Below are 14,014 nucleotides of genomic sequence, written 5' to 3'. Positions count from 1 at the left end.
GGTTTTGCCCTCGAGAAAGGATTTCTGATGAAGATTCATGCCCGAGCGGCGCAACAGATTTCGTCAGGCGGCGCAACCCCTCCAATTGACACCTCTCGAATGTCGCCACATAATGCGAAGACAATTTCACTTGGAAGCATCCACTACCCTAATGGCTTGTTATTCAAGCGTCCAGGTGCGTTGCTTTTATGCCAGTATCGATAAAACAGTATGCCAATCGGCCAGCCTTCGCGTTAGTGGTCTCAATGAGTCTGCTCACTCTATTGGTGCTGATGATGCTTTCACTGGCTACATTGGTCCGAGTCGAAGTATTGACAGTGCAGTTGAAGCAATACGAAGACGAAGCCCGCCAGAATGCCTTACTAGGGATGCAGATTGCGCTCGGAGAATTGCAAAAGCTGACCGGCCCAGATCGGAGAGCTACTGCGACTGCCGATGTTGTCCTACCGGAATCGGTTAGCATTACTCCCCAAATGTCCGGACAGACTACGGCTACCGCTTTATCACAATTTTGGAATGCAGGGCGTAATAGCCACTGGGTAGGCGTTTGGAAAAAAGCTGACACTGGCCCTTATGATCCAAACGAACCGTCTGCGCACATGGCTGAGCCGCAGTTCATCAATTGGCTGGTCAGCGGCAACGAACAGGCCCCTGAAAGCTACAAGCCAATTACGCAAATTATTGATCTCCATCCGACTAGCCGCGTTACCGAGACCTTGCACGATGAGCAGGGCGCTGAACATGTAATCTTGGTGCAATCGTCCGCCAATGCTGATACCCCAGAAACGCTTGGTCAAGCGGTGACAGCCCCTCTGGTAAGTATCGAAGAAGTCGATGGCGTCTACGGGCGATACGCTTGGTGGGTTGGCGATGAAGGCGTTAAAGCACGTGCAGATTTACGCGATCCATATTCCGACTCGGGCTTGGATGATATTTCCAAGCTATACCGTCGCGCATCTGCCCAGCGGATATCCATTGAGGCGATTGCCGAGGAAGAAGCGCTCGGGCTTTATCCCGCGAACAATGAATCCCTTGAGCTCATTGATTCAGAGGGGGCGTTGGATTTGATCGTGAACTCGCCCCAATGGCCTGATGCGCTCGATGATTATTTTCACGACATCACCATCCACTCCAAAGGAGTCCTAGCTGACGCCAAGAATGGTGGATTGAAAAACGATTTGAGCTACATTTTAAGCCAGGATTCCGTCGGAGATTTTCGAACGGCGCTCGACGGAGCCTTTGAGGACACCGATCCAGCACCAAGCAGCCTCTACAATACCGCTCTCTCCGCCGAGTCCACCGTCTATGCAACGCTGCCCGATGCAGCTTCTGCCGATTTCCCATACGATGGAGCTGAAGGCATTTTATCGCGGAGCGCCACTTGGGAACAGTTGTGGTCTTATTACAATATGAGCAATTTCAACTCGGATAGTCCCGCAGGCGTTTATCAAAGTATTGGAGGTGAACGGGTCGCCATGCCACGCTTGCATACACCTACGCAACATGGTCTCTATCCACTCCTCACACACGCGAAGCTATTTTTCCGTATGCGCATCGTGGGTGGCACACCTGATGCGGATGGCGTTAATCGATCCGGGACTATATGGGTCGACTCGATGCCGCTTGTGGTTTTGGCCAATCCCTACAATGTCGCATTAGGTCCTTCCGACTACACTCTGCGCCTGAGCGCATCAAATCCAGTGGTTCGTTTTGGGGATACAGATGTGGGGGTGGAGAACTACCAAAGCGATGGCATTGGCTATGATTCAAAAACAGGCATCAACAAGCATCCAGGAAATAACTTAGACAACGGCTACCTTGGCGACATCTTACTGACGGTTCGAAGTGCGGGATTCGAGCCAGGAGAAGCTCGTATATTTACCATCGACCCAAGCAGTAGCTTGAACCCGACAATCGACGGCCAGCAGCGTATCGAGATTTTATCACGCACAGATAGTCGGGCAGTCGTGATGACGAATGAATTCGATCCCACGCCAGCTTTAACTTACAATACTGGAGCCAGCATTCCCCAAGGCAAAAACTTCGCCGCGCTTTACACTGGCTCGAGTCGCTTATCCGGCGAGCTCTATCTCGATTATCCAGGCTCGCCAGATGATCGATATCTCGTGCAGTGGATCATTGCACAAAGCCTGAGCGATTCGTTCAACGAGGATACTGCAAATTTCTTCCTCGTAGATCCCATGAGCTCAAATATTCGGCAGGGTGGCGGATATATGTTTGCGGTATATGACGCACCCAATGCTTCCACGGTTACGCAACCGAATGATCGGCGTTCACAGCAAGCTGCATTTTATCAGGCGAACTATCGCTCTTTGACCAACCAATATGCTGGTAAAAGCAGCATCAGCCATTTGAGCGAGCGAGCGAGGACATATGGAAAATCAGGCAGCACGGGTAGCATGGGTTCTGCGCCCAATCCGTATTTTGAAGCACACATCATGCGCCCACTAGGTGGCACGCAAACTACACGCTGGGGGTTGTCAAATTTAGGAACCGGTGCTTACCAAAACGAGCCGCAGTCTTACCTGGCGGAAGACGCTGGATTCGCGAATCTTATGTATGACTTGCCACGGCCAGAACTGCCACTTTCAAGCTTGGGGCAACTGCAGCACTTTAACACAACAGGCTTTTTGGCATCCCAAAATTCCTTTTTCGGTCAGCCAGAGCGCTCCGCTAGCGTGGTCAACCACTGGCAGGTTAACTATGCCATTTCCAATTCCTACGCCCATCCACGCGTAACTCGAGATCAGGTTTTTTACTACGACGAGGGCAAGGGCTATCATTATGATGGGTCCTACCTTTGGAACGATGTTCTATGGGATCGCTTTTTTGTCTCTACCTATCCAGAGTTTGGTAGCATTGATTTCGAAACAGAGACACTGCCCAATGCGAGATTGAAGCCGATTCGCCAGTCCAGCGATAGCTCCAGAAATGATCCCGAAAACTATCGGGGCGACGGCGATGTGAGTTCCCCTGCGAACAGCAGGATCGCGGCCTCAAACCTGCTGGTGGAAGGTGCCTTCAATGTAAATTCGACCTCCGTCGATGCTTGGGTGGCGATACTGTCGAGCCTGAGAAACGTTCCCTTAGGAGGCGAGACTGATGAAGCTCAATTAACTGCGCCGTTTGCCCGAACACTTTATCAAACCGGCGGAGCGAGCGAGGCGAAATCCGCGTCCAGCGCCAATGCGTGGAGTGGCGTGCGTAATTTAACGGATGAGGAAGTGCGCGATTTATCCGAAGAAATCGTCAGGCAGGTGCAGTTAAGGGGACCGTTTCTTTCACTATCCGATTTCGTCAACCGCAAGCTGATTGCCTCGACCGCAGACGAGTATGACTTGGGCCTGAGTGGCACCTTACAAACTGCGATCGACCGTGTCCTCAATCAAGCAGACGATTTGCCGCCGGAACTGCAGGTGACCACACGCAATAAGCTGAAGGATAACCAATTTGCCGATGAGGAGTACATCATGCCAACCGGTGCCAGCGGGTTTCCAGGCTATTTGTTGCAAGCGGATATTCTTTCGGTTCTTGGCCCCTTACTACTCAGTCGCTCGGACACGTTTATCATCCGAAGTTATGGAGACGCCGTAAATCCATTGACCAATCAAGTGGAAGCCCAAGCTTGGTCAGAAGCCGTTGTTCAGCGCATTCCCAGCTACATCGTCGATAAAGATCACGGCGGTGACGCAGCTTATGAAAAACCCTTATTGCCTGAGAATATGCGTCTGGGCCGAAGATATGTGGTCATCGACTTTCGTTGGCTCGATCCCTCAGAAATTTAAATACGCAGCAACATCATTATGAAAACATGGTTCTTTACCGTTTTTGCACTTTTCATTTCTCAATCAGTTTTCGCGATCCCCGACGAAGGTGTAGAGAGGCGAACCTTGCGCTTCCTTTTTATAGATGAAACACCAGGCGCATACTTCTACGAAGCAGAGGATGGCTTTCGGAAAATTTCGAGCACGCCTTATGCGATTAGCCAATCGGTACCAATCACTTCGAGCGATAAATTAAAAATTTATAAAGAGGCACCAATTTGGGATCCTCAAACCAAGCAGCACAAGCGCTTTCGTATTGCGACGGTCTCCAGCCCTGCAGATCAGCTGGACGCGCTCGTGCTGATAACTCCCCGACAGTGGGATTTAAAGAGCCAGTATACGCCAGATTACCTCGTGAAGTACATCAACAGCGACGATAGCACCTTCCCTGAAGGCACTGTCCGAGTCATAAATTTAGGGCACGAACAGATCGCCGCGAGTATGGGTGGCGCTCCAGTGGTGCTAGATCCAGGCGCGAATGAAATAATCCAACCGAATACCGACCAGCGAAATCGCCTTTTCAGCCGAGTCGCCGTCAAAGACGATGAGCAATGGAGACTTATTTTTGACAACATTACAGTGGTCCGACCGCAGGACCGTATGACCGGCATTTGCGTCTATTCCCCCAGTGGCCTTGCCTACCGCTACCTTGAGCAGGAACTGGAAGAGTTGGGACAACCAGGAGCCGGGCATTATTGGCTGTATTATTCAGAAAGTGCTGACTAGACGATCTCTTCGTGATCACGCCCAGCTACACACTGCTACTTCTCCGCAAGCTTGGACCATCGACCCATGTAACCTCAGACATGACGGCTGTTGCCAAGGGCGGCACCCCGCGCTCACCCGCTTTCAACATGGAGATGACCAAGTCGATAGCCATTTCGCCAATGCGCTCCGCATTTTGGTTGATGCCGGCAATGCCTGCGTTTTCTGGGTTCCAATCCAAAGTCGCGTAATCAATACCGGCGGCGACAAGTCCACTGTCATGCAGTATTTTGTGGACTTCCGGGTAGATCTCCAACAGCACTTCAATTTTGTGCGTTTTGCACCAGTCGACCACGCACATAATATCATCTTCGCTAACTGACAGAACTTCCACCTGCATCTCCGGATATTGCTGTAAAAAATACAGCATGCCAGCATGCCAGAGCCCTTCGGTCCATTCGACGGCTTCGTTTTTTACGCAAAAGCCGATGCGCTGGTACCCTTTCTCGCGCAGCTTGCTAAGCGCTAGAGTGATCGAGTGAAAATGGTGGGCGATGGCTCGGTGTAGCTTGGGGTAAACCATCGAATGACAAATGCTGATTGCGGAGAAACGATCCCAGTCAAAACAACAGTCTGGCTCCACTGCCATCTCGGGCCCAAAGCAGAGGGCTTGAATACCGCGATTATAGAGTACGTCGTTGAGCCTACGAGCGCTCATGCTCTGCTCTCGCAAGCCGAAATTTTCCACGGTATACCCAAATTGATCCGCTCGTCGCTTGAGACCCACATAGCAGCGTCGAAAGAATGGTATACCATCCCATCGGCGCGATGGAGGAAAGCTCGTAACGAAGGCTATCGTCGTGATGGGTGATGCAATGCCGCTACGGCGTTGCGAGGCGAATGCCGAGATCAACGGGGATGGTTTGTAGCCCATGGTTTGAGCTAACGCTTTCAACTGCTCCCGTTTCTTTTTGGAAATCTCCGCGCTGTTGCTCAAGGCACGAGAAACAGTGGATGGGGCTACCTTGGCTCGCTTCGCTATGTCCTTGATCGTGATCCGCTTTTCCATCGTTCTTGAATCAGCTCTTCATGGCTCGTTGAATGTGATGATGCAAAAAATCAGCATAAGAGCGCCGGGCCTAATTGCATTCACTAACTAAATGTTCAGCGTTGTCTAACCAAGCTCTCGTAGCGAGAATAAAACGCAATGAGGGTACGCCAATAAGCTCTGCCACGATTTCATCTTCTATAGGAATCGGGACGCCTAAGTCAGGCTCTCTGACTAATGGAAAACCAACAAGCCAAAATGGCCGAAGGCGCTTCGATACAACTCATTTGGTGTAGCGAAGTAGATTCTATAACATGATTAGTTATTGACCGATCCTATCTCCGTGGTAACGACGTTTAGTAAGCAGCGCAGGCGACACCGATAAAGGAATCCGCGCAACCATAGTAAAGAAACCACTGATCCCGATGGAGGACGAGCCCTTCGGCGAAAATAGTGCCACCAGTGTATTGGCCGGTTTTTTCAAATGGATACTCAGGCCACAAAAATGGTTGGTCGTCACGGTGCACAAGTTTCAGTGGTTCCTGCCGGTCAAAGTGAGCCATAGCGGGTGCGTAAGCGCCCGTCTGATATTCTGACGAAGCCATACTGGCATCCTCTGCGTTTTTGCCGTTATAGATCAGGCAAATTCCGCCTTCATCAATTATTGCGGGCGGACCGACTTCGGTCAGTTCGCTGTCAAAGTATCCGTTCCGAGGTTTGACTAAGCATAGCGGAGTGTCGTTTGCACCCATGACAGGATCCCAACGAATCAGGTCGTCGGACGTAGCAGCGTAAATTGCCTCCTCCCCCCAATACATCCAATACTTACCTTGAATTTTTTTCGCAACTAGATTGCTTTGCTGCACTGTTTGGATCACCGCCGTCGCCTTATGCCACTTTTTCAGGATCACTTCATAACCACTAAAGGCGGGGCCGTGCTTGGTCCAGTTAGTCAAGTCAGATGAGCTAGCTACACCGATACCAGCATTGATCTTACGCCCGTGAGGATTCTCGCGATTCCACATGGTGTAGTGCATCACGAACAAGCCGTCCTCACGCCGTACGATACGGGGGTCTTCGCAACCGCCAAACCAGTCATACGCTTCGTGCCCGTCGTTATCCGGATAGAGAACTGGCGAAGGGTCCACTGCGAAATGCAGGCCGTCTTCGCTGACAGCATGACCAATGCGCGAAGTATAGCCAGACAGCCCTTCGCCGATTCCGTCCTCAGCTCGAAAAAACAGATGTACGGCACCTCCATGGGAGATGGCGGCAGGGTTGAATACATGCGCTTTCGCCCACTGAACGGAAAGCCCTCTCATGGGGCAATGGAAGCGCAGTTCTTCCGTAGGGCTAAGTATTGGCGTGCGCTGTGGTTTAGTGAAAGTCAGATTTTTCATCGAAAAAAAGGCGACGGAGGATTCCCCGCCACCTCTTAGGCTAAAAAATGAAGTGAACGTTGTGACTATGCGTTACGCTGATTGCGCGCACGCTTCGCCGTAACCATGCCCAGTGCGCCAAGAGCCAATAACAAAGCATAGGTGCCTGGCTCGGGGACGGATGCGTAAACCACATCGATGTTCGTTATGGTTTCGTTCGTGAATACGTTTCCACCGCGAAAGCCAACCCGATTGATCGCATAGTCTTCGATTTCTGAAGGAAAGCTTAAGTCAGACGACACGTAAGAATTGCCAGCGATCGTCACCACGCCTTCGTAGCCGGTGCTGGTCTTGGTTAATGACAACGACATGTCATAGCTATCACTCGGTGGTGTAAAATCTTCCGACATGTAAAACGTGTTGAACGTGGTCGTTCCAGTGATAGGGGTTCCACCGGAAGCCATGTATCGTCCATTGCCACCATCCCGATAGCGCATATCCGAGACCGCATTGTCATCGATGGGCAACAGGTAGCCATAAAATATTGTGCGATCGCCGCCAGTACCTCCCTGCAAGCCAAAGCTGAAGCCATCGGCGGGACTGGAACCAACGCCTTCATAGTTTAGGGTAAAAGTCATGGTTATGCTATCGCCCACAGCAAACTCAGCCAGAGTGTCTTTATCTTCAGGCAGGGGAGTGGTAAAGTTGACACGGCCCAGGTTGCCGCTATCGAAGCTGGTTACCGAAGCATTTTCCAGTAGTACGGTTTGAGCAGAGAGAGATGTGCTGGTGATTAGGACCCCCAGCAGTAGTTTATTCGTGAATGCTATTGTTTTCATAATAGGGACATTTTTGGGTATTTGCTTAATATTGAGGAGTAATTAGGAACACAAATTAGCAGCTAGCTTATGCCTCAACAAGGATGCCCAGTCGCAATCTGTTTCGTAGTGGTCGCACGTTCATCTAACGGGCCGTGTAATCTCAAGTAAGCGTCTTCTACTACCACCTTTCACTTCAGGGAGTGTCTGGTAAAAAACAAATTGCCTCTTCGACAGCATCTTGATGCAATACGTATGCGTTCTACGGCACAGCTATCCTTCAAATACGATGCGGTCGGCTGACTGTCTACGCTTCTACCCGATAACAACGTTCAACCTGCCATGGCATGAATCAACGAATATTTATTTTCTTTCAATCTCTTGCGCTAATAACACCCTTTGCATACAGCCACGCCGAAAGCACTAACCTGCTCGAGAATGCAACGATATCGAACTTCGACAGTTTTGGTCTCGGCCGATTGACCTTTACCACATCGCTACCAAGTGACCGAAATTCTATGACCGAGTTTCAAGTGGGCGATACCTTGGCAATGAGCTTTACGATGACATTTGACAGCGTTAGCTCCGATATCACGGATAGCTTGAGCTTTGGATTTCAGCAAAACGACGCGACAAGCTACTATGCATATTTGCTACCCGGTGACGATGCGAATTCCTCGGACGTGCGCTATCGCACAGGAGGTAATGGACGCTACATGGCTTCCGGTGGAACGCCTGTTACGGGTGCCGATGCCTACAACACGTTTTTTATCTCGAATGATTTTACGCCGCCTAATGACACCTATTCAGTCTCGTTGACATTAAGCAAAACGATAAGCGGCTATGACAGTGCACTTTCCATTGGCGGTAGCAGCTTCGTCTTCACTGACCTGACATTTCCCTCCGCCGTGGAAGAATTGGATATCAACCGAGCGGCATTTCGGAACGGAGATGCACTGGGGAACTTGGCCATTACCAATCTCGATGTGACTTTTTCCACGGTTCCCGAGCCAGGAGACAGTGCATTGTTGGTTGTTCTCGGTGTATTGGGAAGCGTGCTGCTCATCCGAAAAAAATCAGGAACTCTAAGGATTAGCATTACTGAATAGCGCAGCGATTATTGAGGCTTTCCATACCCAACTTTACCGGCTGGTCGCAACAGCTTCCGATCAGCTCGAATTGATTTGGTAAGCGTTGAATTGTAGATATGCGGTGGAATCACTTAAACGTGATTTAGAACCCTAACCCCACCGAGTATCATGAAGACAATTCTTTGCGCATACCCTAGTTCCTCGAAAGCAATCAGTGTCCTGCTTTCTTTATTATGTTTTTGCTCCTATGCTGTTGCTGAGGTCATCGGATCCAGCTACGTGCTCACGAAATTTGACCATAATCATATCGATTCTCAGTGGAATGGAGAAGATGGCGATGTCACGTTCTCTGCAACGTTGATCTATCCAGACAATGGCGGCACGCCGGTTTTATTTCAATTTACCGACGCCAAGACGGGCGTGGATATCACCAATCCATCTTCGCCTGATTCATCTAACGCGACCTCGACAGTATTTGGATTTGAGGGAACCGGCTTTGGCCCCGGTGTATCCAGTGTAGGGCGTTTCTCCCGCGGAGAGCAATTCAGCTTTCAGTGTGATCATCGCATCTACATTGAGGATATCAAATTCCGCGAATACACTGAAGACGAAGCGATCCATGTAGCGTGGACAGATAACGGCGAGGCGCAATCCGCGGTCTTCACCCTGGATGAAGTGCATTCTCGGGCGGAATATGTTTACGAACTACCCACACCTCTAATCGCTGACGCCAACACTCCCATTATCATTAGCAACGTGAGTGCTGCTTCCGCGCACTACGATGGCCTGTTGCGAGTGGAGTCCTTGCTGGTGAATCTGGTGCTCGATGCCGATCCTTATTTCGAGCATCCGTCCGACGATGGCTTCGTCCAAATGTTCGGGGTAAATTTAGCTGGCGCTGAGTTTACGACAAGTGCCATGCCCGGAACTTTCGGCACTCACTACTTCTACCCCAGCGCCGCAGATTTCGATTACTATCAGAGCAAGGGCTTGAATCTGATTCGGCTCCCTTTTCGTTGGGAGCGTTTACAACCGACACCAAATAGCCCGCTCAATAGCGCAGAGCTTGATCGTTTGCAACAAACCGTAGCTTTGGCCGATGCGCGTGGGATGAAGGTCATACTGGATATGCATAACTATGCGCGCTACTATGGTGAACTTATCGGCAGCGCCAATGTGCCCAATAGTGCCTATGAGGATGTGTGGGCGCGGATTGCCGATTCGTTTGAGGGTAACAGCGCAATCTACGGATACGGCATCATGAACGAACCGCACAACACTAATGGACAATGGCCGGCGGCCGCGCAAGCCGCGGTGGATGGCATCCGTTCCGAAGACGCTAACACATGGATTATTGTTGCGGGAGATGGATGGAGTGGCTCCGCAAATTGGGCTGTCATCAATGAAAATCTGAATATCACTGATTCCTCGGATCTAGCAATTTATGAGGCACACTGCTATTTGGATTGGGATAGAAATGGTGTTTACGCTGAAGATTACGACGAAGACCCACTGGTCTCGAGCAATGTGGGCATCTACCAGCTGCATTCTTTTGTGCAATGGCTCAAAGATAACAACGCGCGCGGCTTCGTGGGTGAATACGGTGTGCCCTATGATGATGATCGTTGGCACATAGCACTAGAGAAGATGCTGCGCCACATGGGAACGCAGGGCATTAGCGGCACCTATTGGGCCGGCGGCGCTTACTGGACTGCGAGTGAGCCGCTTTCTTGCCAACCAAGGGACAACTACACGACAGATCGGCCACATATGCAAGTGTTGGAGCAGGACTTCGCTTTTTACGAGCAAAACAACAGCGTAGACATCATCATCGATGATGGCGATTTGGGCTTTTCCACAAGCTCTGGCTGGTATCTCAGCTCACTCCCAGGCTACGATGGCGACTACCTACACGATAACAATAGCGGCGGCAGCAAATGGGCCAAATGGCAACCAGAGAGCTTAACGCCCGGCAATACCGAAATTTACCTCTACTGGATTGGCAACCCCAACCGCGCAGACAACGCGTCGCTGAGAGTTTATCACCCGGCTGGAGCCAACAATGACAACGGCGAGCTCTACGACACATTTGTAATCGATATGCAAGTCGGTGGAGATTGGTCCTACATCGGCGAATTTACCATGGATGAAAACAGCTATGTGAGGCTTCTGAATGATGGGGCCAATGGCTACGTAATTGCTGACGCCGCCTTGTTCCGCCAAACAGGCAGCACAGCTTCAGTGGAAGTGGTCGTCGATAATAACAACAACGAAAACCTGGACGGCTCCTACACAACCAAATTAGGAACGTGGTTCGCCAGCACCAGCATTGAAGAATATCACGGAGTGGATTATGACCATGAGTGGAACTCAAGCCAGCTCAGGACGTTTAGTTTTATCCCCAACATCCCAACAGCGGGAACCTACGATGTTTATCTGAACTGGGCAAGTCATGCCAATCGCGCCTCGAATGCGAAAACAATAGTAAACCATGCCAATGGCTCCGATGAGTTTGCGGTGGACCAGCGCACAAGCGGCGGGCAATGGAATCTGCTTGGCTCCTTTGATTTCGAGTCCGGCGTCATTGCAAGCCAGGGCGTTATAATCAGTAACGACGGTGCCGATGGTATTGTCGTCGCCGACGCCATACTATTTGTCAAAAACTAAACCGAAATCCTCTGGTCATGCTTTATCAATTAAGTCCGCTTGAATTATTTAGTTAGACACCTTAGAAAGTGACTATTGACGTGCTCCCGATACACTAAAGGTGGCTAAGTGTATCATCGGGAGCACGTCACAGTGACCAGTTCTGAGGGTAATGTAAGCGCTTCTGACGCGCAAAATCAGTATTGAGCTAACTGACTGTGCGTCTCGAAGGGGGGAGGGCTGCGTCCCAAAGCTCGTCCGAATACACGACTCCAATGACTTCACCGCCTCCGTAGACGGCGAAGGTTGCTCCAGCATTCGAGAATAGCGCTGCGGTGTAGTCGTCAACAAGCCAGTCGGGGGCTAGCTGGAGCTTTGCAAACTGGACATTGGTTAGGTCATTGGGGGGCCGAACCATGACGTCGCGAATTGTTTTTCCGGCGTATTGGTCGATAATGCGCACGAATTTCAACTCCTCCTCGCCGCCGATCCAGATAAACACAAATAGGATCGCCAACAGGTAATGGTGGGAGATGAGCAGCGCCCAACCAATGCCGATGGCAGCCAGGATCTTGGCCAGTAGCGAGGCAATTTGTGTGGCCCGCAGGTAGGGAAGTCGGGTGGCTAAGCTTGCGCGGAGCAGGCGCCCGCCGTCCATGGGAAAAATTGGTAGTAGGTTAAAGAGTCCCATGGCGACATTCCACGCGAGCAGGCCCCAGACAAAGGTATCCCAAGTCAACGACCACGGGCGGTAGGGCACGCGGACCGGCGCAGAACTGACGTATTGCTTGAGGGTATTGGCGAGCCCTTGGGCGACGTAGCCGAAATCGTGATGTTTGAGCGCCAGCAACAGAAAAAGCACGATCGCGATGGCGAAGTTAACCAGCGGTCCATTGATGGTGATGATCAGCTCTTTGCGCGGTTCGCGAGGGATGCTGCCCATTTGTGCCATCCCACCGATCGCCATGAGGACGATACGTGGCACCTTGATGCCGTAATGCTGCGCCGTCAGGCAGTGCCCCAGCTCATGTAGCGCGACCGAAACGAACACCAAGATGATCGTTATTCCTAGCGACAGCGCACCGCGGCCACCTGCGGCCTGATGCCCGAGGTAGATGTAAAAACCCAGCAATAAGAGAAACGAAAAATGGATCTCGAGCCGGATGCCGAACAGTCGGCCGATTTTCCAGGATGTGTTAGACACTTGCGCTTCTTAGAATACTTTTTACCGTATGAGCTTTCTCACCCTGCGCAAGTGAAAGCGCGGATTGAACGATCGAAAACAATATGTCCGTAGAACAATCCATTCTGGTTATTGATGATGATGAAGGCCTCCGCTATTCGCTGGAGCGCGTGCTTTCTGCGCGTGGTTATGAGATCATCCAGGCGTCTTCGGGGGAAGAGGGCCTGAAAGTAGCTGAGACAGCCAAGCCCTCCGTCATCTTGCTCGATAATCGTATGGGTGGGATCACTGGGATTGAGACCCTCCAGCACCTGCGAAGCAAGAGCCCCGACTCGATGGTCATCCTGATGACCGCCTTTGGCACGACGCAGACGGCGATTGAGGCGATGAAATTCGGGGCATTCGATTACATTATCAAGCCCTTCGATGTGGCTAAGATCCTTGGCCTTATCGAAAAGGCCCTTGCCGCCTATGCAGATCTGCACCAGGCAAAGGATGACTACGAGCCCATGCTCAACAGTGAAGACTACCGCGAAGGCATTGTTGGCTCATCGGAGCCGATGCAGGAGGTTTTCAAGGTCATTGGCCAAGTTGCCGCAAGTGATGTCACGGTGATGGTCACTGGGGAGAGTGGCACGGGTAAAGAACTCGTTGCGCGTTGCATTTACCAGCACAGTTTACGCAACGGACGGCCGTTTATCGCCGTCAACTGCGCTGCCATTCCGGAAAATTTAATTGAGAGCGAGCTTTTCGGCCACGAAAAAGGCTCCTTCACCGGAGCCACCACTCAACGCCGCGGCAAGTTCGAACTTTGTGACGGCGGTACCATATTCCTTGACGAAATCGGGGATATGTCGCTGACGACACAGACGAAAATCCTGCGTGCCACTCAAGAAGGGGAGATTCAGCGTGTTGGCGGCAACGAGACTATCAAAGTCGATGTACGCCTAATTGCCGCTACTAACCGTAACCTCGAAAAGCTCGTCGAAGAGGGAGAGTTCCGCGAAGACCTTTATTACCGCCTCAACGTGGTGCGTTTGCGCCTACCCTCCTTACGCGAGCGCAAAGAAGACATCCCGTCACTAATCGATTTCGTCCTGCAAAAGCTGTGTCGTAACCGGAAGACGCGTGCAAAACGTTTCTCGGCGGACGCCATGGCGATTCTGAGCGCATACGATTGGCCTGGAAATGTTCGCGAACTGGAAAACCTGGTCTATCGCAGCGCAGTAGTCGCAGGCGGAGAGGCGATCCTGCGCAAGGATCTGCCCGACGAGCTACTCCACCAATTTGACTCGCAGA

9 protein-coding genes are annotated in these 14,014 nt (G+C 51.2%); 5 read left to right on the top strand and 4 right to left on the bottom strand.

The features are described from left to right. The first annotated feature begins 188 nt into the window (after positions 1-188). Positions 189-3,806 carry a hypothetical protein gene (locus tag IE065_RS12790; RefSeq protein ID WP_189515691.1) on the top strand — a complete coding sequence of 1,206 codons (3,618 nt, stop codon included), beginning with the start codon at positions 189-191 and terminating at the stop codon, positions 3,804-3,806. Positions 3,807-3,824: 18 nt separating this feature from the next. Next, positions 3,825-4,571 (top strand): hypothetical protein, encoded by a 747-nt coding sequence (locus tag IE065_RS12785; protein WP_189515689.1) that lies wholly within the window; start codon positions 3,825-3,827, stop codon positions 4,569-4,571. A gap of 25 nt (positions 4,572-4,596) precedes the next feature. Here the strand turns inward: IE065_RS12785 and IE065_RS12780 are convergent, their stop codons facing one another. The 3 genes from IE065_RS12780 to IE065_RS12770 form a co-directional block, all read right to left on the bottom strand. After that, on the bottom strand, positions 4,597-5,619 hold the full coding sequence (locus IE065_RS12780) for a LacI family DNA-binding transcriptional regulator (protein WP_189515687.1): 1,023 nt from the start codon (positions 5,617-5,619) through the stop codon (positions 4,597-4,599). A gap of 335 nt (positions 5,620-5,954) precedes the next feature. Next, positions 5,955-6,998 carry a glycoside hydrolase family 130 protein gene (locus IE065_RS12775; RefSeq protein ID WP_189515685.1) on the bottom strand — a complete coding sequence of 348 codons (1,044 nt, stop codon included), beginning with the start codon at positions 6,996-6,998 and terminating at the stop codon, positions 5,955-5,957. 65 nt (positions 6,999-7,063) lie between these two features. Then, the gene (locus IE065_RS12770; RefSeq protein ID WP_189515684.1) at positions 7,064-7,816 is read right to left on the bottom strand and encodes a PEP-CTERM sorting domain-containing protein; all 753 of its coding nucleotides are present in this window, start codon (positions 7,814-7,816) and stop codon (positions 7,064-7,066) included. Positions 7,817-8,313: 497 nt separating this feature from the next. On the opposite strand from IE065_RS12770, the gene IE065_RS12765 reads away from it, so the two are divergent. Together IE065_RS12765 and IE065_RS12760 are read left to right on the top strand one after the other, a co-directional pair. Further along, a complete protein-coding gene (locus IE065_RS12765) occupies positions 8,314-8,904 on the top strand; it encodes a hypothetical protein (RefSeq protein ID WP_189515682.1) in 591 nt (196 codons plus the stop codon). Positions 8,905-9,054: 150 nt separating this feature from the next. Further along, the gene (locus IE065_RS12760) at positions 9,055-11,553 is read left to right on the top strand and encodes a cellulase family glycosylhydrolase (RefSeq protein ID WP_189515680.1); all 2,499 of its coding nucleotides are present in this window, start codon (positions 9,055-9,057) and stop codon (positions 11,551-11,553) included. A 187-nt stretch (positions 11,554-11,740) separates the two neighbouring features. Here IE065_RS12760 and IE065_RS12755 read toward each other — a convergent pair whose 3' ends face one another. After that, positions 11,741-12,736: a site-2 protease family protein gene (locus tag IE065_RS12755; RefSeq protein WP_189515678.1), complete on the bottom strand. Its 996-nt coding sequence runs from the start codon at positions 12,734-12,736 to the stop codon at positions 11,741-11,743. A gap of 83 nt (positions 12,737-12,819) precedes the next feature. On the opposite strand from IE065_RS12755, the gene IE065_RS12750 reads away from it, so the two are divergent. Next, the coding region (locus tag IE065_RS12750) for a sigma-54-dependent transcriptional regulator (RefSeq protein WP_229792111.1) at positions 12,820-14,014 on the top strand (1,195 nt) is incomplete at its 3' end.

The organism is Cerasicoccus arenae (assembly GCF_014651635.1).
GTDB lineage: Bacteria > Verrucomicrobiota > Verrucomicrobiia > Opitutales > Cerasicoccaceae > Cerasicoccus > Cerasicoccus arenae.
This window is presented reverse-complemented; position numbering and strand designations above follow the sequence as displayed.